The following is a 22,535-nucleotide window of genomic DNA, read 5'->3' on the forward strand; positions in this document are numbered from 1 at the left end:
AAATCCAGAGCTTTTTATTTTATATAGCTTTCATATATTTTTAAAATTTGTTCAGAATCTTGTCTTACTTAAACTTGAAGAGTTAGTTTTAAATGCCCTCCCAAACCTTTTTGAATGATTTTCATTAAAGTAGAAAGTCTGATATCAGAAGCATCATTCTCAATTCTGGAAATATAGGATTTATTAGTACCGCATTTTTTTGCAAGTTCTTCTTGTGTCATTCCTAACTTAGTTCTGGCTTCTTCAAGTAATGCACCAAGTCTGAAAGCTTCAAATTGTTGTTCCCATTCTTCTCTTTTTGGATTTCCCTTTTTTCCGTATTTTTTATCTAGAATTTCGTCTAAAGTTGTGATATTTTTTTTAGTTATCATTTTGATATTCCTCCATTATTCTTAGTGCCTTTTCAATTTCCTGTTTCGGTGTCTTTTGGCTTTTTTTCTGAAAAGCGTTTCCAAGAACAACTAAATTTCCTTTATCGAAAAATGAAAATATGCGATAAATATTATTTCCAACCTCTACTCGTATTTCATAAAGTCCTTTTGTTCCCTGTAGATGCTTAAAAAGCTTTTCAGGAACTTTAGGAGTAACTTTTATCAGATTCAAAGTCCTTCAATTTTAGCTTGAACTTTCTCGTTCTGACTTTCATAAAAGTCTAGAAAGTAGTTTTTGTAAACTATTACTTGTCTCTCATCGCTCACATAACAAAGTTAACTATTGAGACAACAAGTTCAAAATGTTTTAGACTCAATCCTATCCAACAATATTAGTTATCACAATAATCTTAAAAAAAATTTCATCCCCTTTATGGAATTGGTATAATTATTACATCTTAGAGAAAAACAAATATCAATTACATGATTATCCAAAAAAGAAAGAATATGAAAAAGCTAGTTTTAACCTTTGTAGCCTTAGTTTTAGTAGCACAGGCTTTTGCTCAAGCAGATTTAAGAAAAAAATAGAAGTAAACGGTAGCGCAGAAATGGAAATCACTCCAGATGAAATCTATGTAGGTATTTCTTTAAAAGAGTATATGAAAGATGCTAAAAGAAAAGTAAGCATCAGTACTTTAGAAAAGCAATTACAAGCGGCCGTTTTAAAAGCGGGTATTCCATCAGAAGATTTCATGATTAACAACATGAGCAGCTATACCAATTACTGGGAAAAGAAAAAAGACCCAGCTTTTTTAGCCAGCAAACAGTATCGTTTAAAAGTAAAAGATCTATCTAATTTAGATGCTATTATTGCCGCTGTTGATGCACAAGGAATTGCCTATACCAACATAGAAAGCTTTTCGCACTCTAAAATAGAAACTTATAAAAACGAGCTTAAAACCAAAGCCTTAAAAAATGCCAAAGAAAAAGCTACGGCATTGGTAGAAAGTATTGGCGAAAAACTAGGCGGCGTACTTTTAATACAAGACCATAACAGTGATTTTACCCCACAACCTATGCTTTATAAAACTATGGCTGTAAGAGCAGAAATGGCTGATGCTGGTGCTATGCCTGATATAGATTTTAAGAAAATAAAATTGAATTATACCATTAATGCTGCTTTTGAGATTAAATAAGCATCATTATTAAAACGTACTAAGCCCATTCTTCATTCAGGATGGGCTTTTTTTATTTTCAAGAGCCACTAAATATTGATAAATTACCAACAGAAAGAGCCTGATGATATGAATATTATTGAAGAACGGAATGATGTGCCTTCTAAAAAGAAGATACTTTACGCTGTTAATCCAACTTTAAAACAATACCTTATTAAATATGATAGGGAAATAAAACTCCCTGTTTTATATGCTGATATGCTGCGCTTTAATCTTTCTACACCGCTGTTAGATAAAAATAACCAAGATACTTTGTGGCAAACGGTTTATTATGACGAATCTGAGATGAAAGAGCTTTATCCGGGTTTGAAATATATTTATGCTTTGTTGCATACATCGGGCCGTATGGAGGTGATGGACCATCTTTCTGTTTCCAGAATAGACTACTGCACCTTTGGTAATTCTAAACCTTTTAGGGTAAGAATCATCAATAGGTTAAATGACAATTACGACCATTTTTACGTTAAAATTGCCGATGCTAGCCGGGTTTACGGCTTAGAATTAGAGCATATTCTATCCCCAAACAGAATAAATTATTTAACAGACGATAATACTTTAATAGAAGAGCATATTCCCGGTTTACCCGGAGACCTTTTCTTAAACAGTTACCTCAATGATAGTAGCTTTAACCAAACCCGTATCAGCAAAGAATTTGTAAAATTTAACGAACGTTGTTTTGTAAGGCTTTTAGGCGATATGCGCTCTTATAATTTTGTGGTAGATATTACACCAGATATTGAAGGTAACCAATACCGTATTAGAGCTATAGATTTTGATCAGCAATCTTATGAAAGTAGATTAAAGCTGTACCTCCCGCATTATTTTAAGGAGAATAACAATATTGTTTTTATGGGTATGGAGCATATGAACGAAAAATCTATGCTGCAATACCAACAAGAAGAACGCAGCTTAATTAGTCACCGAGTAAAACTAGCCCATTACAGGCTAAAAGAAATTTTTGGTGTGATGGTTCAGGATGATATAGCGCCAGAAGAAAAAATAATAGCTTTAAGAGAAGAGCTGGCAAAATACCATAAAATGCCCAAATTTAAGAAGATGACCACCATGGGTATGTTGGTAAAAGAGCATTTACATGCCTGTTTATTTCTAAAATAATTATAATATGTATTCTGCCGATTTTATTAAAAACTACGTAAAGAAAATATTTCATTTACAAGACACCACAGACCAAGAGGGTACGGTAAATAACATCAATGAAAATATAGATTTAAAAGGCTATAACATCTGGATTTTAATATGTTCTGCCGTTTTGGCTTCTATTGGTTTAGATGTTAATTCTGCCGCTGTCATTATTGGTGCCATGCTTATATCGCCCCTAATGTCGCCCATATTAGGTGTAGGTTTATCTTTTGGTATTAATGATAAAGAAATGCTTACCCGCTCTTTACGCAATCTGGGTATGGCAACTTTTATCAGCTTAATTACGGCTTATATATACTTTACCATAACGCCTTTAGGCGATGCTACTGCAGAAATTTTAGCTCGTACACAACCTACCTTATTGGATGTTATGGTAGCATTTTTTGGTGGTATTGCAGGTATTGTATCTGGTTCAAGAAAAGAAAAAACAAATGCTATACCTGGTGTTGCTATTGCTACCGCTTTAATGCCGCCACTTTGTTCGGCAGGTTTTGGGCTTGCAACCGGGCAGTTGATGATTTTTGCCGGAGCCTTTTATCTTTTCATCATTAACGCCATCTTTATCAGTTTATCTACCTATTTGGTTATTAAGTTTTTACAGTTCCCACTAAGGCAATACATGGATGTAAAAACCCGTAAAAGAGTAAGCAGAATTATGTCTTTTGCCTTGCTTTTTGTAGTGATACCAAGTGGCTATTTCTTATGGGAAGTTTATCTTAAAAATAAAATGAACAGGCAGGTGCAAAACATCATTATCAATAAAATTAGTAATGATGAAACAGAGGTATTAAAATGGAATCAATAGCGTCCTAAACGAATAAAAAAGGAGAAAGGAAAGTTTTAACTCATCGTTACCTTTGAGGTGCAAAAAAACAAACCCTTTCTCAATGGTAAATGTAACACTATTCTCCCAAATCATATCAAAACTTGAGCGTTCAAAGTTCAACAAACTGGTATCTACATCTCAGAGCGACAAACATAATAAAGGTTATACAAGCTGGACACATCTAGTATCGATGTTGTTCTGCCAGTTTGCCAAAAGCCAATCGGTACGTGATATTAGTAACGGTCTTCGTTCAGCTACTGGCAACCTCAATCATTTAGGTATTCAAAAAGCTCCATCTAAATCTAGTGTAAGCTATCAGAACAAGCACAGGGACTATAACATCTTCAAGTCCTATTATTTCATACTGTTAGAAAGTTTGGGACAGCAGGCAGGCTTTAAACAAATAAAGTTCAGGATTAAGTCCAAAATCTTCCTGTTAGACTCCACTACTATCAGTCTGTGTCTTTCTCTATTTGATTGGGCCAGGTACAAAACAGCTAAAGGAGCGGTTAAACTGCATACTCTGCTTGATTATGATGGCAATCTACCAGCATATGTCAATATTACCAACGGCAAAACTGCGGATAACAAAGGAGCTTATGATGTGCCTTTACACAAAGGAAGTGTTATTGTTGCAGACCGATTCTATAATGACTTTGCCCTGCTGAATGTTTGGGACAGCAACGGCGTATTTTTTGTGATCAGACATAAAGAAAACCTCCAATATACTACAGTTAAGGAAAATATATTGCCGGAGAACAGGCATAAGAATATCCTGATTGACGAGATTATTGAGCTTAAAACCACAAAATCAAAGGACAGCTATCCCAAAAACTTAAGAAGAGTGGCTGTTTGGGATGATAAAAATGAACAAACTATAGAAATTATTACCAATCAAATGTATTGGACAGCAAACACCATCAGTGAGCTTTATAAAAGCAGATGGCAGATTGAAATCTTTTTTAGAGAGATCAAACAGAACCTGCATATCAAATCATTTATCGGAACCACAGAAAATGCCGTGATGATACAGATATGGACAGCGCTAATTACCATCCTCATCCTTAAAGCACTTAAAGCAATGGCTAAATATGGATGGCAGCTCTCCAACCTTATCGCATTTATCAGACTTAACATATTTGTGAAAATAAATCTACAGAATTGGCTCGATAGGCCTTTTGAAGAACCCGATGAGCTAAAAGATAAACAAGTTATTCAAGGGGTTCTTTTCTGAAATCTATTTTTATCTCATAAATTTTAAGCTATTGCGTTACTTTTGATGTTTTCATAAACGTTTAGGACAGTATTGAAATGGAATATAGAAAATAGAGACTCTTTAAAATACATACAGGTTGTTATTGCTGGTAAACCAGTTTCTGAAAAAGAAATAGCCAGTTATGATAGTTTATTAAAAGCCAGTGGTTTTGATGATTTAAGAATAAAGCTTTCTAGAGTAAATGTTTCTAAAGAAGAAATTGCAGATATGAGCCGTGAGGTAGCAGCCAGTATGCTAAATGCTATCAATTTAAAAGCGGCCACTCCTATTAACAATAAAGATAATGTTTACGCAACATCTGATATCTCTAAAGAACTTGCAGTTTTATACCCAGAAGCTAGTCAGATTAGTATAGGTGAAATGGTTAATTTAAGGCAAAGTGGTAATTCAAATGATACGCTAACTCATGTAATCATCAGTTGGAAGAAAAAAACTTCTTTAAGCAATCAGGAAGCAAAAAAACTTTACGCTTTTTTAAAGTTGAGGCTTAATAAAGATACTTTAATTATCCTTAACAAATAATGAGGTATATAAATTGCTTATTGAACTAAAACAACAGCATGAACCAGCAGCCATTTAAGAACGATAAATTAAGATGGGTAGAACGCATCTCAAAATTAATGGACGAACAGTTTAGCATAAAAGGTTATCGTTTTGGTTTAGACCCTATTCTAAATTTCATCCCCTATCTCGGAGATTTAGCAGGTTTTAGTGTTTCATTAGCCCTTATTGCTACCATGCTGAAAAATGGCGCCAGCAAAAAAGTGGCTCTTAAAATGTTTGGAAATGTTTTAATAGATACCATCTTAGGTGCTATCCCTGTTTTAGGTTTTTTCTTTGATTTCGGCTTTAAAGCCAACAGTAGGAATATTAAATTATTAAGAGAACACTATACAGAAGGTAAACATACTGGCAGTATAATGGGTATCATCATCGGTTTTATACTTATTGCTGTAGTGGTGTTAGGCTTAATTGCTATTGCTCTGTACTATTTGTTTGCTTATTTGTATACGCTGATTCAAAATTGGTTATAAAAAAGAGGCTGTCTCAAATTACTACTTTGTGTCAGGCTGAGCGGAGTCGAAGCCTTTTCTGAGTATATCAGAGAACTATAAATGTTTAAAAATCAAGCATTCACCCACTGGCTTTCCGGCCTCTTGACCGGCCACATCAAGGTACTTTTATTCAAAGTATTAGTTTTATGTTTTGGCCTTCATGAATGCTACGCATGTTTCCGCAAAAAGTACCCAAACCCGAGCTAAGCGAACACATGAAAGCCTTAAAAAAACAATAAGCTAATTGAATAAACTCTCCGCTGCGCCGCTTGCTTCTAAAGGTTCTACTAAGGCTAATCCTGTAGAAGCCGCAACCGCCAAGGCGGAATTTGGCGTAAACGGTCGTTAATGCTTGGGCAAGACTATCGAACTACTTAAACACGTCATTTCATATTGATTTATATGAAGTATATTAGACCTTAATTTGACAGATACGACTTTTGGAGACAGCTTCTTCTCTCTTAAGCTTTTTTCCCTTATTTAATGATATCAAAACCTGTATAAGGAACCAATACATCAGGAATTTTAATTCCTTCTGGCGTTTGGTAATTCTCTAAAATAGAAGCTACAATTCTTGGTAAAGCTAAAGCACTTCCGTTTAAAGTATGTGCTAACTGTGTTTTACCCTCGCTACCTTTAAATCTTAATTTTAAACGATTGCTTTGGTAAGTCTCAAAATTAGAAACAGAAGAAACCTCTAACCAACGCTGTTGTGCAGCACTCCATACTTCCATATCGTAAGTTAAGGCCGATGTGAAGCCCATATCGCCACCGCATAATCTTAAAACGCGATAATGTAAGCCTAAATTTTGTAATAAGCTTTGTACATGTAAGCTCATTTGTTCTAGCACATCATAAGATTTATCTGGATGTACCACTTGAACAATCTCTACCTTATCAAATTGGTGTAAACGATTTAAACCTCTTACATGTGCGCCATAAGAACCCGCTTCTCTTCTAAAACATGGTGTATAACCACAGTTTTTAACAGGTAACTGTTCTTCTTTTAAAATAACATCTCTGTATAAATTAGTAATAGGCACTTCAGCAGTAGGTATTAAATATAGGTTATCTAAGCCTACATGATACATCTGCCCCTCTTTATCTGGTAATTGCCCGGTACCAAAACCTGATGCCTCATTTACCAAATGTGGTAACATCATTTCTTCGTAACCAGCTTTATCAGCCTCGGCTAAAAAATAATTAATTAGTGCTCTTTGTAGTTTAGCTCCTTTGCCTTTATAAACCGGGAAACCAGCACCAGTAATTTTAACACCCAATTCAAAATCAATCAAATCGTATTTTGCGGCTAAATCCCAATGTGGCAAAGCATTTTCTGCCAAGTTTGGCACCTCACCATAGGTTAATACCACTTCATTTTCTTCTGGAGTTTTGCCTTTAGGCACAGATGAATGAGGTAAATTTGGTAACTGTACCAATTTTAGGTGCAGCTCTTGCTCTATAACTGCAAGCTCTTCATGTAATTTTTTTATTTCTTCTTTGGATGATGCCGTTTTTGCTTTAAAAGCTTCAGCTTCTTCTTTTTTACCTTGCTTCATCAACTCGCCAATTTGCTTGGCTGCTGCATTTGCTTCTGCTTGCAAAGCGTCTCCTTTGGATTGCGTAGAACGTCTTCTCTCATCTAAACTGATGATTTCATCTACCAGTTCTGGCTGACTAAAATTTCTTACACTTAAACGTTCTAGAACCTGCTCTTTATTTTCGCGGATATAACTAACTTGCAGCATGATTTTTATTTTTTCTGCAAAGATATTAAAAGGATGTACGATTTACGATTTTTAAGGATAGATATTTTATAAGCCGAAAAAAGAGAAAACCAGCTAGAAGATTAAATAAAAAACGGATAACGTTAAATAGGAAAACAAAACACAGGTCCAAAATTCACGCTCTTTTTAGAGAGGATTGAGGGTAAGGCTAAACAATGAACGGAAAACTATACCTCGTACCTACGCCCATAGGGAATCTTGATGATATGACTTTTAGAGCTGTTAAAGTTTTAAAAGAGGTAGATATTATTTTGGCAGAAGACACCAGAAACTCTTCTCCTATGCTGAAACATTTTGGTATTGATAAAAAACTTTTTTCGCACCACCAACATAATGAGCATAAGGCCGTTAATGAAATTATCAGGTTTTTAAAAGAAGGGCAAAACATAGCTTTAATTTCTGATGCTGGTACGCCGGCTATATCAGACCCGGGCTATTTGTTAACTCGTGAGGCTATAAAAAACGATTTAGAAATAGAATGTTTGCCAGGCGCTACAGCTTTTGTACCGGCTTTGGTAAACTCGGGCTTACCTAATGATAGATTTGTATTTGAAGGATTTTTACCCGTAAAAAAAGGTAGACAAACACGTTTAAAAGAATTGGTTTTAGAAGAAAGAACCATGATTTTTTACGAATCGCCACACCGTTTATTAAAATCTTTAGAAGAATTTATCACTTTTTTTGGTGCAGATAGAGAAGTTTCTGTTTCCAGAGAGCTTACTAAAATGTACGAAGAAACCAAAAGAGGAAGTTTAGCCGAGGTTAAAAACTATTTTGAAACCCATACTATAAAAGGTGAATTTGTAATTTGTTTAGCCGGGAAAATATCAGGCAAAGCTGTAAAAGAAAAATTTAGAGACCAAGAAGTTTAATAAAGTTAAATTCTTCATCAAATCAAGAAATTACTATTCAATGAAAAAGCATATCCAATACGCACTTATATCTGCCATTATACTTTTTATAGCTTGGCCACCTATTCCATACACCTCACTATTGTTATTGATAGGCTTTTTCCCGCTATTAGTAGCTATAGAAAATATCAACAAAAGTGACACTAAACAAAAGGGCAAAAAAGTATTTATTACAGCAGGTTTAACCTTTTTATTATGGAATACAGCTAGTATCTATTGGATTTGGAATGCATCGCCAGAAGGCTCTATTGTGGCTTATGTATTAGGCGCTTTGCTCATGACTTTCAGTTTTTTCTGCTATCATAAACTTAAAAATATTACCAAGCCCATTGTAGCTGATATAGCCCTCTTGGGATTTTGGATTTCTTATGAATATTTACACCAAAGTTGGGATTTAAATTTCCCTTGGATGACTTTAGGAAACGGTTTTGCTAGCAGTCCGCAGTTTATCCAATGGTATGAGTATACAGGTGTATACGGAGGCTCTTTATGGATTTTAGGAAGTAATATTTTATTATTTAACATCTGGAAACAATTAAAAAATAGTGAAAAACAGCAAAAAAACACATTCAAGCTTTTAGCAGGTTTAGCTTGCTGGGTGCTCATCCCGATAGGTTTTTCTACCCTAACCTACATGAACTATGAAGAAGAAAATAACCCCGCCCATGTAGTAGTGGTACAACCCAATATAGACCCTTATGCCAAATATGAAAGTTATACTACCAACCAGCAACTAGATCATTTAATTGCTTTAAGTACTAAGGCAGCAAAAGTTAGTACCGAGTTTATCATTTGGCCAGAAACAGCTATTCCAGAATATGTAAATGAAGATTATATTAGGCAAGGGAACATATTTTACCGCTTACAACAATTTATGCAGCCTTATGCCAATGCAACTTTAATTACCGGTGCAGAAACATATTTAACTTATCAAAACCCAAAAACTAAAACAGCAAAATTTAACGCCCAAAGTAACGAGTATTGGGATAGTTTTAATACCGCTGTGGCGATAGAAAACTCTGCCAAAGTACAATTCTATCATAAATCTAAACTGGTGCCGGGGGTAGAGAAAATGCCTTTTATTAATGCGCTTGCTTTCTTAAAACCCGTGTTTGCCAAATTTGGTGGCACTACTGGTGGTTATGGCTATCAGGATGAGCCTTCTGTATTATTTTCGCAAAGTGGTATTGGCGTTGCGCCTGTCATTTGTTACGAATCTATTTGGGGTAATTGGGTTGCGGGTTATGTTAAAAAAGAAGCACAGTTTATAGCCATTATCACCAACGATGGTTGGTGGGGCAATACATCAGGTAAAGACCAACATTTACACTACGCCAGATTAAGAGCTGTAGAAACAAGACGTTGGGTAGCCCGTTCTGCAAATACCGGAATATCTGGCTTTATTAACCAGCGTGGAGATTTGGTACAGCAAACATCATGGTGGCAACCTGCTGTTATAACGCAGGATATTAATCTAAATTCTGAACTTACTTTTTACGTTAAACATCCAGATATTATAGTTTATCCATTTTTACTGATAGGTATTTTTGGGCTATTATACCTTTTAACGCAGAAAATCAGAAACAAAGCAGCTAAACCTAGTGCTTAAAAATTTGAATCTATATTTTTTTATATTTGTAATGATTTGAAAAAGATAATTGCCATATCGTTATTAAGCATCCATTTGATAGCCACTACAGAACTGTACCAGCTATTAAAATTGCCTATTTTGGTAGAGCACTTGATAGAGCATAAATTACAAGATAACAATATCACCATCTTTGAATTTTTAAGTATGCATTATGCTTTAGAAGATATTAGAGATGCTGATTATGACCGCGATATGCAGCTGCCTTTTAAAACCCACAACCACTTAAACCAGGTTGATTGTAATGCAAGTTTGCCGCAAAATCATGTATATGTAGTTGCTCTTCCAGACATTATACATCAACAAAAAACACCTGTTTATAATAGTTTCTTCATCAATTCTGTTTATCTATCTTCTATTTGGCAGCCTCCAAAAACTTGCTAATTCTTTTCTCTACAAACTAATACATTACTATTTTTTTCATAAAATTTAGCAATACTGATATGTTAAATAAGATTATTGAGTTTTCCATCAGGAATAAACTCATCATTGGCTTATTTACCCTTGCCCTTATTGGCTATGGTATTTACCAAACTACACGCTTACCCATAGATGCTGTTCCAGATATTACCGATAATCAGGTTCAGGTGATTACCGTGGCCCCATCCTTTGGTGCTACTGATATTGAAAGACTGGTAACTTTCCCAATAGAGCAAGCAAACAGCAATATAGATGGGATGAAAGAAATCCGTAGTTTTTCACGATTTGGATTATCCTTAGTTACCCTAGTTTTTACTGATGAGACAGATATTTATTGGGCCAGACAGCAAGTAGCAGAACGCTTACAAAAAGTACAAACAGAAATCCCTAAAGGTATAGGTACGCCAGAACTAGGTCCGGTTTCTACCGGTTTAGGCGAGATTTACCAATACGTAGTAAAGCCAAAAAAAGGCTTTGAAGATAAGTACGATGAAACAGAACTAAGAACCATTCAAGATTGGATAGTAAGGCGCCAGCTTTTAGGCGTTAAAGGCGTTGCCGAAGTAAGCAGTTTCGGGGGTAAGCTTAAACAATATGAAATAGCACTTAACCCTAACAAATTACAAGCTTTAAATCTTAGTATAGACGATGTTTTCACAGCCTTAGAACAAAACAACCAAAATACAGGTGGTGCTTATATAGAGAAAGGCGCTAGCGTATTATTCATCAGAAGTGAAGGCTTAATTGGTGGCATCAGCGATATTGAAAATATTGCTGTAAAAACGACGGGGCCAACTACTTTATTTATTAAAGATATTGCTGATGTTAAAACAGGTTATGCAACACGTTATGGCGCTATGTGTTATAATGATGAAGGCGAAGTTGCAGGTGCCATTGTAATGATGCTTAAAGGCGCTAATAGTAACGAGGTAATTAAAAACGTAAAAGACCGTGTAGCCCAAATACAAAAAACCTTACCAGAAGGTGTAGAAATCGAACCTTTTCTAGACCGCACTAAAATGGTAAACAATGCCATTAAAACGGTGGAGACAAACTTGATGGAAGGCGCTTTAATTGTAGTTTTCATATTGGTACTTTTCTTAGGAAATTTTAGAGCTGGTTTAGTAGTGGCTTCTGTTATTCCCCTTGCTATGCTTTTTGCCATTATCATGATGAATACCTTCGGCGTAAGCGGAAATTTAATGAGTTTAGGCGCTTTAGATTTTGGTTTAATTGTGGATGGTGCTGTGATTATTGTAGAAGCCGTTATGCATCAGCTTAAGCATAGCAATAAATTTGGAGCTGTTTTACAACTTAACCAAAAACAAATGGATGAAGAAGTAAAAACGTCAGCAAGTAAAATGATGAATAGTGCTGTCTTTGGGCAAATCATCATCCTGATTGTTTATTTACCCATTTTTACACTACAAGGTATAGAAGGCAAAATGTTTAAACCAATGGCGCAAACTGTTGCTTTTGCCTTGATAGGTGCTTTTATACTATCCCTCACTTACATCCCTATGATGAGTGCTTTATTCTTAAATAAAAAGATAGCGCATGAACCCAATTTCTCTGATAAATGGATGTTTAAATTAGAACGTGTTTACCAAAAGGCCTTAGCTCGTGTATTAAAATACCCTAAAATGGTTTTAAGCGGTGTGGCAGCATTATTTGTTATGGCATTGCTGGTACTTTCTACTTTGGGTGGCGAGTTTATCCCGGCACTGGAAGAAGGCGACTTTGCGGTTGAAACCCGAGTTTTAACCGGCAGTAATTTAAGCACTACCATAGAAAGCACTCAAAAAGCTGCTCATATCTTAAAATCTCGTTTTCCGGAGGTAGAAAAAGTAGTTACTAAAATTGGAAGTGGCGAAGTGCCTACAGACCCAATGCCTATGGAAGCTAGTGATATGATGGTGATTTTAAAAGATAAAAGCGAGTGGACTTCTGCTAAAACTTTTAATGAACTGGCCGATAAAATGGGCGAAGCTTTAGAAGAAGTACCGGGCATTACAACAGGCTTTCAGTACCCTGTACAAATGCGTTTTAACGAGCTCATGACAGGTGCCAGACAAGATGTGGTTTGTAAAATATTTGGTGAAGATTTAGATACTTTATCGCACTATGCACATAAGCTTGGTAAAATTATCAATACGGTAGATGGCTCTCAGGATTTATATGTAGAACCTGTTACAGGTATGCCACAAGTTATCATCAATTACAATAGGGCAGCAATAGCTCAGTATCAATTAAACATTGCTGATGTCAATAGAATTGTAAATACGGCCTTTGCTGGCCAAAGTACAGGTTTAGTTTTTGATGGAGAGAAACGCTTTGATTTGGTTGTAAGACTAGGAAGCGAGCAGCGTAAGAATTTAGAAGATATCCAAAACTTGTTGATACCAACGCCAAAAGGTCCACAAATTCCTTTACAGCAATTGGCAGATGTAAGTATCCAAAACGGCCCCAACCAAATACAACGTGAAGATGCCAAAAGAAGAATTATAGCAGGTTTTAATGTTAAAGGTAGAGATGTGCAAAGTATAGTAGATGAATTACAAAAAAAGGCAGAAACACAGCTTAAATTACCAGCCGGCTACTATGTTACTTATGGCGGTGCTTTTGAAAATTTAAACGAAGCCAAACAACGTTTAATGATAGCGGTACCAGTTTCGCTTGCGCTGATATTTGTATTGCTATTTTTCGCTTTTAACTCGGTTAAACATGGCTTGTTGATTTATTCTGCCATTCCGCTTTCTGCTATTGGTGGGATATTATTTTTAGCCTTAAGAGGGATGCCTTTTAGCATTAGTGCCGGAGTTGGTTTTATTGCGCTATTTGGCGTTGCTGTGTTAAATGGTATTGTATTGATAGCCGAATTTAATCGCTTAAAAGCATCGGGTTTAAAAGATTTAAACCGAATTGTATTAATGGGGACTAAAGTACGATTAAGACCTGTTTTAATGACAGCCTTTGTGGCATCATTGGGCTTTTTACCTATGGCTTTAAGTCATGGTGCTGGTGCCGAGGTACAAAGGCCATTAGCAACTGTTGTTATTGGCGGTTTAATGATAGCTACTTTCCTTACCTTGTTTGTACTTCCTATTTTGTATATCATTTTTGAAAAAGGTGGTAAAATAAAAGTAAATCCAAAACTTGGTGCTTTAATATTGGTGTTAGGCTTAGGCATTTCATCAGCGCAAGCGCAACAAAATATCAGTTTAAAAGCAGCTATAGATACCGCTATAAAAAACAATACGTTGGTAAAAAATGAGCGTTTAAAAGCCACTTATCAAGAAAAATTGATTAAAACTGGCGCTGGCTTACCATCAACCAATTTTAATACAGATTTTGGCCAAGTAAACAGTGTTTATAACGATTTAAGGTTTGGTGTATCGCAATCTTTCCAGTTCCCTACGGTTTATGCTAGGCAAAAAAACCAACTGAAAGAAGAAGCTAAAACGGCAGCTTTAAACATTGCTGTTAAAGAGGCCGAACTTACTAAGGCTGTTTCTTTAACGTACTATCAAATTATAAATTTGAAAGAGCAGGAAAACTTACTTAAAACTAGTGATAGTATTTATGCCGAGTTTCTTAAAAAAGCACAATTAAGACTAGCAAAAGGCGAGACCAATGCTTTAGAAGCAGCTACAGCATCAAGCCAAAGAGGCCAGATATTGATGCAATTAAAACAGCTGAAACAAGATTTAGAGCTATCCGAACTACAATTTAAACTCTTGTTAAACAGTAATTTAGATTTCAATCCTGTAAAAGAAAATCTTAAACCAGAAATTGGCTTAAGCCAGATAAATAAAGCAGAAGAGCATCCGCAACTTAAAATGTTGGAGCAACAAAAGGCAGTAAGTTTGGCACAAACTAAAACAGAAAAATCTAAACTATTACCAGAAATAACTTTGGGTTATTTTAATACGAATTTCCAAGGTGTTGGACCCGATGAAGTTTTTTACGACCGTAGCAAACGTTTTAACTCTGGACAAATAGGTTTAGGAATACCTATTTTTAGCTCGCAAAATAGTAGGATTGCTGCTTCTAAAATTAACCAAGAAATTGTTTCGCAAGAGTACGAGATACAAAAGCAACAACTTGAAAATCAATATCAAGTAATATGGGTGCAATATCAAAACAGTTTAGAAATTGTTCAGTATTTTGAAGATAAAGGCTTAGCCGATGCTGATACGATTTCTAAAACTGCCCAAAAACAATTTGAGAATGGCGATATCAATTACCTAGATTGGGTAATGCTGATGCAGCAAAGTATCGGTATTAAAAGTCAATATCTACAAGCTTTGAAAATTTGGATGAGCAAAGCATTCAGTTACAATATTTAAACGCAAAATAAACATGAAAGCATTCATATATTCCGCTAAAGTATTTCTTCTGCTTACTAGCATTGTCCTTTTTACGGGCTGTAATAGCACCAAAGAAGAACAAGCAACAAATGAAGAAACTAATGAGCAAGTAGTAACTTTAACCAACCAACAGCTTAAAAACGTAACTATAGCTACCACGCAGCTCATTAAAAGAAATATTTCATCGGTAGTGAAAGTTACCGGAACTATAGATGTACCACCGCAAAATATGGTATCGGTAAGTACTCCTTTAGGCGGTTATGTGGCTAGTACGAAATTGTTACCCGGTATGCATATCAATAAAGGAGAAGTTATTGCCAAAATGGAAGACCAACAGTACATCCAATTGCAGCAAGATTACCTCATTACAAAATCTAAATTGGCTTATGCAGAGCAAGAATATCAAAGACAAAAAGAGCTAAATTTAAATAAGGCTAGTAGCGATAAAGTTTTACAGCAAACAGAGGCCGAATATAAAACTCTGCGAATTAGTTTAAACGCTTTGGCAGAGAAGTTAAGACTCATCAATATCAACCCTGCGAAACTTAGTGAAGGCAATTTATCTAGGCAAATAAACATCTACTCGCCTATTGATGGCTATGTTTCTAAAGTGAATGTAAATATTGGTAAATATGTTAATCCTACCGATGTTTTATTTGAATTGATAGACCCTAGCGATATCCATTTAAACTTAAAAGTTTTTGAAAAGATATTAATAAACTGGCTATTGGACAAAAATTAGTGGCTTATACCAATAATAATCCTGATAAAAAGTACCATTGCGATATCATACTCATCAGTAAAGATTTTGATGCTGATAAAACTGCCGAAGTACATTGCCATTTTGATGAGTATGATAAAAGCTTACTTTCTGGCATGTACATGAATGCCGAAATAGAAATCAAAAATCATGAAGCTTATACCTTACCAGAAGATGCCATTGTAAATTTTGAGGGTAAAGATTATGTATTTGTAGCCAACAACAAACAAGCATTTAACATCCAAGAAGTACAGTTGGGTGTTAAAGAAAATGGCTATATAGAAATTAAAAATGCTGCTTCATTAAGCGGAAAAGACATCGTAAACAAAGGCGCTTATACTTTACTCATGAAAATGAAGAATAAAGCTGAAGAAGAGTAAATAGTAATAAGGTTCGTGTCAAAAATCTTATTTTTTAAATTAACAACTCTGCTTTTATCTTAAGTAGAGTTGTTTTTGTAATTCTAAGACATCATAACTGCCCGCTATATGATATAAATTAATATGAAATGACATGCTTAAGTTTGAAGTGACGCCTAAGTACAGAGTATAAAGTAGGTAGACTTTTTAAGTCGGATATTTAGGAACTTCCAATAATATTAAACCCAACTTTCCGAAGAACGAAGGACGGCCTATGAAGATTTAGAAGTGAAGTCAAATAAATCTGTAGTATAAACTTTCATTAAACAGTGTCGGAAAACAATCCGACGGGTGTTGTAAATACTTTCACAAAGCAAAAACAATCACACCACTCAGGATTGTAGATGAAGATTTATTTAGACGAAACAACAAATATTCATGAGCCTTGATTTTTTGTTCACTTTTTTATCAAGAAAAAAGTGAATAGGGTTGGCCGCCTATGAGGCCGGAAAGCCTTGAGCGTAATTGCCAATTAATTCAATATTTTTAATGATTCTCCGCCTCTATCGCCGGCGAGGCTCGTTCCTTTTGAGGGACCAAAAGGAACCAAAATGAAGCTTTAGCGAATTCATGAATACCTTTTATAATCAATAAAAAATAATGAATAAAGTCCTGAACAATCCCCGCTGGAGCCTTTGCCGCACATACCTTACCCACACTCAAAAACAATTAGCGCTTATTTTTGCTCGTTTATGCTTTATGAAAGTTTTTACAAACTCGAACGCAAAACCGCATTCGCTATAGGCTTGTTGGTGCAAGATTTTTAATTTCTGCTTCTGTTTTTTCGCCTTTCCGGCTCTGGGGGATTGCCCATGCGCTTCGGTTTAGACTGTTTTTTATGAATGGTTGTTCCTATCTAGAAGTAGAAAGTACAGAGTATAAAGTAAAAAGAACCTGTAAGGCGATTATTAAGGAACTGCCTTTAAACATTAGACTCATCTTTCCGAAGAACGAAGGATGGCCTATGAAGATTTAGAAGTGAAGTCAAATAAATCTGTAGTATAAACTTTCATTAAACAGTGTCAGAAAACAATCCGACGGGTGTTGTAAATACTTTCACAAAGCAAAAACAATCACACCACTCAGGATTGTGGATAAAGATTTATTTAGACGAAACAACAAATATTCATGAGCCTTGAATTATTCATTTTTTGTTTATGGTTTTTCTTAGGTATTCATGAACTCGTTCCTCGTTTTTTGGGCACTTTTTTTCAAGAAAAAAGTGAATAGGGTTGGCCGCCTATGAGGCCGGAAAGCCTTGTGCGAATGCCTGATTTTGAAATACAAGAAGATAATACATACACTCACGCCTGAGCCAAAAGTGTTGTTGAAACAACCATTTTTTCTAATTTTTTAATGATGCCCAATAGAAGCAGCCCCTATTAAAGGTGCTCTTTCACCATGTACAGCAATATGAATAGGAATGCTGTAAAACATTTTTTCGTAGAGGTACTGTGCTGTTTTTCTCCAAAAATATTTCTGAGCAGGGATAATTAAGCCGCCTATAACAATACTTAAAGCATCTTTTTTCCTCACGAAAGTATAAAGAAAATCGGCCAAATTAACAGAAAACTCTTCAAAAATAGCCTCAAAAGCGGGGTCTTGCGTATCAGTAGCTAATAAAGCTCTAATATCTTTAACAGAATTACCCGTTAGCTCTTTATATCTTTTAACAAACCAACGGGTAGATAAATAATCCTCCGCCTTACCTTTTAGGAAAGGTGTTTTCCAAAGTTTACAGTCTTCCGTTACACCATCTTTATAATGCGCAGTTCCTAAACCTGTGCCAATGGTAATGCCAATGGTATTGTTGCAACCTTCTAAATCCCTTTTAAATAATTCGCCAGTTAAAAAACAAGCAGCATCATTCATCATTTTAATAGAAGCTTTAGGGTAACCTAACTCTTCGGCCAATAGGCTCTTGATATTTAAACCATACAAAGCTTCGTATTTGCCATTATCCTTTAATAAAGAAATACCATCTTCGTAGTTAAAGGGGCCGGGGAATGCCATACCAATACCGCTAACCGGCCGATAGCTAGAATTGATAATATCTTTTATAACGATGCCCCAATTTTTAATGATATTTTCTGCAGAATCCTTAGCGTTTATTCTTTCTCTTCTATAACTATCATCTAAGATATGACCAGATCTTAAATCAACCAGTGCAGCGGTAATATGAGACCTACCAATATCTACACCTAACGTAATGTGCTTTTCCAAAATAATTAGTTTAGCTTTTAAAGAGTATCAAAAATATTAAAATTCTTAGGTATTTAAGTTTTTAATATCAAAAGGAAATGAAGGTTATTTGGGTAATAACTTTTTGTAAAGTTATTATTCTTATACTAAATTTTAAATTATCAAAGGTTAACAATATTTTAATATTTATTTATAATTTAAAGAAAGCCTTCAAAAAACTAAGACTTATTCTAAAATTAAATCAGATGAAGAATTATAGGCGCTTAAATTGTATATTTCCCCTCGTAAACGCACACTAAACTACTCATTTTAGGCTTTTATATATGAGCTACTTAAAAGACGAACTATATCAATTGATAAAAGAAGACTCGTCTATATTTGATTTTCTTCAAGATGCAGCCCTTGATGGCTTGTGGTATTGGGATTTAGAAAACCCAGACCACGAATGGATGAACCCTAAATTTTGGGCTACACTTGGCTATAAAGCAGAAGAAATGCCTCATTCGCCATCATCTTGGCAAAACATTATACACCCAGATGATTTAAAACTTGCCGTAGAAAGTATTCAACGCCATTGTGAGAATCCGGAAACTACTTTCGATATAGTTGTTAGATATTTTCATAAAAATGGTTCTATAGTTTGGGTTAAATGTAGAGGGCTATCTATAAGAGATAAGAATGGTAAGGCAAAAAGAATACTTGGTGCCCATACAGATATTACAGAATTAAAAGTTAAAGAAGACCTTTTAGAGCGTTGTAATATGGCAGCTTCTGTAGGCTTTTGGGAGGTTAACTTGAATACCATGCAGCCGCATTGGAGTCATGTTACCAAACTTATTCATGAAGTACCAGAAGATTATAAGCCTGATATACACTCGGCCCTAAACTATTATAAAGAAGGCGACAAAGTCCTTATTGAAAAAGCGTTTACAGCAGCCTTAAAACATGGCACTCCTTATGATTTAGAGCTACAGATTATCACCGAAAAGGGAAATTTAAAATGGGTAAGAGCCATAGGCTTATCAGAATTTAAAGACGGTGTTTGCACCAGATTATACGGTACTTTTCAAGACATTCAAGAACGCAAAACACTAGAACTAGCCTTAATTGCAGAGAGAGAAAAACTGGCTAATATACTCATAGGTACTCATGCAGGTACATGGGAATGGAATATACAAACAGGAGAAACCATTTTTAATGAACGCTGGGCAAATATTATAGGTTATACCCTTGAAGAATTACAACCTATAAGCATAGAGACATGGGTTAACCTCACGCATCCAGATGACATTAAAAACTCTAATGAAAAAATAAACGAATGTTGCGAGAAGAAATCTGAATATTACCATTGCGAATGTAGAATGCGTCATAAAGACGGACATTGGGTTTGGGTATTAGACCGCGGAAAAATAACCTCATGGACAGCAGATGGTAAACCTCTCATGATGTTTGGTACACATACTGATATTACCGAGCAAAAAACAGCTTTTGAACGTAGCCAACAATTTATTGAACAAGCACCAAGCGCTATAGCCATGTTTGATACCCATATCCATTATTTAGCAGCTTCTAATAAATGGATAGATGATTATAAGCTTAACGGTTTAGATATCATAGGAAAATCTCATTATGAAATTTTCCCTGAAATAGGTGAGGATTGGAAAAGAATACACCAAGATTGTTTAAAGGGTAAAAGCCAGAAATGTGATGAGGATAAATTTATTAGACAAGACGGCACCCTACAATGGATAAAATGGGGCGTAAGGCCGTGGTATATAGATAAAAATACCATTGGTGGTGTTGTGATGTATACAGATGATATTACCGAACGTAAAAAAGCACAAGAGCAGCTGGGCATAAGTGAACAAGCTTTCAGAGGGAATTTTGAAAATGCGGCTATTGGGATGGCTTTACTAGACAGAGATGGTAAATGGCTAAAAATTAATAAGACTTTACATGATATGCTTGGTTATGATGAGGAAGAACTTCAGCATTTAACCTTTAGAGACATCACGCATCCAGATGATTTAGATATAGATGTTAGCTTATATCTAGATTTACTCCATGGAAAAATTAACCATTACCAACTTGGTAAAAGGTACATCCATAAAAATGGAAGTATTGTTAACATTATCTTGACCGCCTCTGTAGTAAAAGATAGCCATGATGAAATCTTATATTTCATCACTCAAATTATTGATATTACGGCGCTAAAAAATGCAGAAAAAGAAATTCAGGCTTTATTAGACGTTACAAAAGACCAAAATAAAAGGCTTAAAAACTTTGCTCATATTGTGTCTCATAATTTAAGATCGCACTCTAGTAACATAGAAATGCTCATTTATCTTTTATTTAAAGAGCATCCAGAACTGGAGGAAAACAACATTTTACAATTGGTAAAAACTGCTTCAGATAATTTAAAGGGCACCATATCCCATTTAAATGAGGTTGTACAAATGAATTTAGAGACATCATCTAATTTAGTTGAAATCAATTTATATCATTTTGCAGAAGCTGCTATTAATAACTTAAATCTTTTAGCTAACGATGCTCAAGTTAAAATCATCAATAACATCAATCCTAAAGATGAAGTAAAGGGCATCTCCGCATACATAGATAGTATCTTACTTAATTTCTTAACTAATGCAATCAAATATGCTGCGTCAGAAAGAGAAAGCTTTGTTGAGCTTAAAACCTATCAAAAAGAGCAATACTTAGTTTTAACCATTACGGATAACGGAATGGGTATAGATTTAAAAACACAAGGCTCTAAATTATTTGGGATGTACCAAACTTTCCATGGCAATACCGATGCCAGAGGTATTGGATTATTTATCACAAAAAATCAGGTGGAAACCATTGGCGGTAAAATAGAGGTGCAAAGCGAAGTAAATAAAGGAACTACGTTTAAAGTTTATTTACTAAATGCACAAAAATAAATACTTAAACTTTAAAGCTTTTTATCTATCCAAACATAAAAAATAGATGATGCTTAAAAAGTTACTTTTATTAATCATAGGGCTTTGCTTAATGCATGATACTTCTGCACAGGTCCAACTTCAAACTTTGGAATTTACGGTAGCTCAACAGCAACGTAAAGCTTTAGCTTACATACCCGCTTCTGCAAAAAATAAAGTTACGCCCGTGGTATTTGCATTTCATGGGCATGGTGGCACTATGAACCACGCTTACCAAGGTCGCAAATTTGAACAGTTATGGGCTGATGCTATTTATATTTACCCACAAGGCTTGCCTACTCCTGGACAAATTACAGATAAAGAAGGTAAGAAAAATGGTTGGCTTGTAGACCCTCAAGAACAAAACAGAGATTTGATTTTCTTTGATACCCTATTAGCCTATATCAAAAAAGAATATCAAGTAGATACGGATAGAATTTTTGCTACCGGGCATTCTAACGGAGGTTCTTTCACCTATTTACTTTGGGCTACCAGAGGCGATATTTTTAAAGCCTTTGCCCCAACAGGTGCTGCCGCATTTAAAACACTGCATTTAATGAAGCCAAAACCTTTTTTTCATTTAGTTGGAGAAAAAGACCCCTTAGTAAAACCAGCTTGGCAAAAAATCACCTATCAGGCTTTATTAAAGAAAAATAAATGTGAGGCGGTAGGTAAAAAAATCAATGAATTTGCAAGGCTCTATCCATCATCAAGTGGAAATAATAGTATCATTTACAGCTACCCTGGTGGGCATGAATATCCTCAGGAGGCTAATGAGGTTTTGATAGACTTTTTTAAATCGTTCTGAAAAAGCACAAAAAGCTTATAAAAGACAAAACCCTCTGTAAAATTTACAGAGGGTTTTATTTTTGTAGCCCGTAGGGGAATCGAACCCCTGTTTCTAGAATGAAAATCTAACGTCCTAACCCCTAGACGAACGGGCCATTTGAAAGCTTGCCTAAATTATTTTCAAACAATTCTTTAGCTTTCTTAGGTAGCGGGGACCAGACTCGAACTGATGACCTTCGGGTTATGAGCCCGACGAGCTACCAACTGCTCCACCCCGCACTATATTTTTATGGTTAAATCTTCAATTTTAGAACACAATCGCTGTGTTTTTTTTCGGTTTAGAATTTA

General features: G+C 35.2%; 18 protein-coding genes and 2 tRNA genes. 14 read left to right on the plus strand and 6 right to left on the minus strand.

Translation table 11 applies throughout. The annotated features are described in order from the left end of the window. Positions 1–68 precede the first annotated feature (68 nt). Both FYC62_RS11135 and FYC62_RS11140 read right to left on the minus strand, forming a co-directional pair. Positions 69–371: a helix-turn-helix domain-containing protein gene (locus tag FYC62_RS11135; protein ID WP_039451126.1), complete on the minus strand. Its 303-nt coding sequence runs from the start codon at positions 369–371 to the stop codon at positions 69–71. Further along, positions 361–603 carry a type II toxin-antitoxin system RelE/ParE family toxin gene (locus tag FYC62_RS11140; RefSeq protein ID WP_240534717.1) on the minus strand — a complete coding sequence of 81 codons (243 nt, stop codon included), beginning with the start codon at positions 601–603 and terminating at the stop codon, positions 361–363. The genes FYC62_RS11135 and FYC62_RS11140 overlap by 11 nt, the downstream gene beginning before the upstream one ends. Positions 604–979: 376 nt before the next feature. Here FYC62_RS11140 and FYC62_RS11145 point away from each other — a divergent pair, with 376 nt between their 5' ends. From FYC62_RS11145 to FYC62_RS11170, 6 genes are all read left to right on the plus strand, one after another. Further along, complete coding sequence (locus tag FYC62_RS11145; protein ID WP_240534718.1) at positions 980–1,567, plus strand: SIMPL domain-containing protein; 588 nt, start codon at positions 980–982, stop codon at positions 1,565–1,567. Positions 1,568–1,675: 108 nt separating this feature from the next. Then, positions 1,676–2,722, plus strand: coding sequence for a hypothetical protein (locus FYC62_RS11150; protein WP_149075905.1), 1,047 nt, complete (start codon positions 1,676–1,678; stop codon positions 2,720–2,722). A gap of 7 nt (positions 2,723–2,729) precedes the next feature. Next, entirely contained in the window at positions 2,730–3,572 is an 843-nt protein-coding gene (locus FYC62_RS11155; RefSeq protein ID WP_149074969.1) for a TIGR00341 family protein, read from the plus strand. An 82-nt stretch (positions 3,573–3,654) separates the two neighbouring features. Further along, positions 3,655–4,827, plus strand: a complete 1,173-nt coding sequence (locus FYC62_RS11160) for an IS4 family transposase (RefSeq protein WP_149074277.1) — start codon at positions 3,655–3,657, stop codon at positions 4,825–4,827. A gap of 72 nt (positions 4,828–4,899) precedes the next feature. Continuing rightward, a complete protein-coding gene (locus FYC62_RS11165) occupies positions 4,900–5,391 on the plus strand; it encodes a hypothetical protein (RefSeq protein WP_149074970.1) in 492 nt (163 codons plus the stop codon). Between the two features lie 38 nt (positions 5,392–5,429). Next, positions 5,430–5,903, plus strand: a complete 474-nt coding sequence (locus FYC62_RS11170) for a DUF4112 domain-containing protein (protein WP_149074971.1) — start codon at positions 5,430–5,432, stop codon at positions 5,901–5,903. Between the two features lie 497 nt (positions 5,904–6,400). On the opposite strand, the gene serS is transcribed toward FYC62_RS11170, so the two are convergent. Next, complete coding sequence (serS, locus tag FYC62_RS11175; protein WP_149074972.1) at positions 6,401–7,672, minus strand: serine--tRNA ligase; 1,272 nt, start codon at positions 7,670–7,672, stop codon at positions 6,401–6,403. 194 nt (positions 7,673–7,866) lie between these two features. On the opposite strand from serS, the gene rsmI reads away from it, so the two are divergent. Genes rsmI through FYC62_RS17335 form a run of 6 tightly spaced genes read left to right on the plus strand, consistent with a single transcriptional unit; the run spans position 7,867 to position 16,200 of the window. Next, the gene (gene rsmI, locus FYC62_RS11180) at positions 7,867–8,583 is read left to right on the plus strand and encodes a 16S rRNA (cytidine(1402)-2'-O)-methyltransferase (protein ID WP_149074973.1); all 717 of its coding nucleotides are present in this window, start codon (positions 7,867–7,869) and stop codon (positions 8,581–8,583) included. Positions 8,584–8,623: 40 nt separating this feature from the next. Further along, the gene (gene lnt, locus FYC62_RS11185) at positions 8,624–10,231 is read left to right on the plus strand and encodes an apolipoprotein N-acyltransferase (protein ID WP_149074974.1); all 1,608 of its coding nucleotides are present in this window, start codon (positions 8,624–8,626) and stop codon (positions 10,229–10,231) included. A gap of 36 nt (positions 10,232–10,267) precedes the next feature. Next, on the plus strand, positions 10,268–10,654 hold the full coding sequence (locus FYC62_RS11190; RefSeq protein ID WP_149074975.1) for a hypothetical protein: 387 nt from the start codon (positions 10,268–10,270) through the stop codon (positions 10,652–10,654). A 59-nt stretch (positions 10,655–10,713) separates the two neighbouring features. Continuing rightward, positions 10,714–15,039, plus strand: a complete 4,326-nt coding sequence (locus FYC62_RS11195; RefSeq protein ID WP_149074976.1) for a CusA/CzcA family heavy metal efflux RND transporter — start codon at positions 10,714–10,716, stop codon at positions 15,037–15,039. Between the two features lie 13 nt (positions 15,040–15,052). Further along, positions 15,053–15,802, plus strand: coding sequence for an efflux RND transporter periplasmic adaptor subunit (locus tag FYC62_RS11200; protein WP_205943714.1), 750 nt, complete (start codon positions 15,053–15,055; stop codon positions 15,800–15,802). Next, positions 15,802–16,200, plus strand: a complete 399-nt coding sequence (locus FYC62_RS17335) for an efflux RND transporter periplasmic adaptor subunit (RefSeq protein ID WP_205943715.1) — start codon at positions 15,802–15,804, stop codon at positions 16,198–16,200. The genes FYC62_RS11200 and FYC62_RS17335 overlap by 1 nt, the downstream gene beginning before the upstream one ends. A 1,392-nt stretch (positions 16,201–17,592) precedes the next feature. Here FYC62_RS17335 and FYC62_RS11205 read toward each other — a convergent pair. Next, a complete protein-coding gene (locus FYC62_RS11205; protein ID WP_039451162.1) occupies positions 17,593–18,462 on the minus strand; it encodes an ROK family protein in 870 nt (289 codons plus the stop codon). A gap of 302 nt (positions 18,463–18,764) precedes the next feature. Between FYC62_RS11205 and FYC62_RS11210 the strand changes: the two genes are divergently transcribed. Continuing rightward, positions 18,765–21,380, plus strand: coding sequence for a PAS domain S-box protein (locus FYC62_RS11210; protein ID WP_149074977.1), 2,616 nt, complete (start codon positions 18,765–18,767; stop codon positions 21,378–21,380). Between the two features lie 46 nt (positions 21,381–21,426). After that, positions 21,427–22,206 carry an alpha/beta hydrolase family esterase gene (locus FYC62_RS11215; RefSeq protein WP_205943716.1) on the plus strand — a complete coding sequence of 260 codons (780 nt, stop codon included), beginning with the start codon at positions 21,427–21,429 and terminating at the stop codon, positions 22,204–22,206. Positions 22,207–22,270: 64 nt separating this feature from the next. Here the strand turns inward: FYC62_RS11215 and FYC62_RS11220 are convergent. Both FYC62_RS11220 and FYC62_RS11225 read right to left on the minus strand, forming a co-directional pair. Further along, positions 22,271–22,342 (minus strand) — tRNA-Glu (locus FYC62_RS11220). 51 nt (positions 22,343–22,393) lie between these two features. Continuing rightward, positions 22,394–22,466 (minus strand) — tRNA-Met (locus FYC62_RS11225). Positions 22,467–22,535: the final 69 nt, after the last annotated feature.

The sequence above is a fragment of the Pedobacter aquae genome (assembly GCF_008195825.1).
GTDB lineage: Bacteria > Bacteroidota > Bacteroidia > Sphingobacteriales > Sphingobacteriaceae > Pseudopedobacter > Pseudopedobacter aquae.

Excerpts from the sequence above, each read along its gene's own strand:
- FYC62_RS11135 (WP_039451126.1), bottom strand. The coding sequence starts at position 371 with ATGATAACTAAAAAAAATATCACAACTTTAGACGAAATTCTAGATAAA.
- FYC62_RS11145 (WP_240534718.1), top strand. The coding sequence starts at position 980 with ATGGAAATCACTCCAGATGAAATCTATGTAGGTATTTCTTTAAAAGAG.
- FYC62_RS11150 (WP_149075905.1), top strand. The coding sequence starts at position 1,676 with ATGAATATTATTGAAGAACGGAATGATGTGCCTTCTAAAAAGAAGATA.
- FYC62_RS11155 (WP_149074969.1), top strand. The coding sequence starts at position 2,730 with ATGTATTCTGCCGATTTTATTAAAAACTACGTAAAGAAAATATTTCAT.
- FYC62_RS11160 (WP_149074277.1), top strand. The coding sequence starts at position 3,655 with ATGGTAAATGTAACACTATTCTCCCAAATCATATCAAAACTTGAGCGT.
- FYC62_RS11170 (WP_149074971.1), top strand. The coding sequence starts at position 5,430 with ATGAACCAGCAGCCATTTAAGAACGATAAATTAAGATGGGTAGAACGC.
- serS (WP_149074972.1), bottom strand. The coding sequence starts at position 7,672 with ATGCTGCAAGTTAGTTATATCCGCGAAAATAAAGAGCAGGTTCTAGAA.
- rsmI (WP_149074973.1), top strand. The coding sequence starts at position 7,867 with ATGAACGGAAAACTATACCTCGTACCTACGCCCATAGGGAATCTTGAT.
- lnt (WP_149074974.1), top strand. The coding sequence starts at position 8,624 with ATGAAAAAGCATATCCAATACGCACTTATATCTGCCATTATACTTTTT.
- FYC62_RS11195 (WP_149074976.1), top strand. The coding sequence starts at position 10,714 with ATGTTAAATAAGATTATTGAGTTTTCCATCAGGAATAAACTCATCATT.
- FYC62_RS11200 (WP_205943714.1), top strand. The coding sequence starts at position 15,053 with ATGAAAGCATTCATATATTCCGCTAAAGTATTTCTTCTGCTTACTAGC.
- FYC62_RS11210 (WP_149074977.1), top strand. The coding sequence starts at position 18,765 with ATGAGCTACTTAAAAGACGAACTATATCAATTGATAAAAGAAGACTCG.
- FYC62_RS11215 (WP_205943716.1), top strand. The coding sequence starts at position 21,427 with ATGATGCTTAAAAAGTTACTTTTATTAATCATAGGGCTTTGCTTAATG.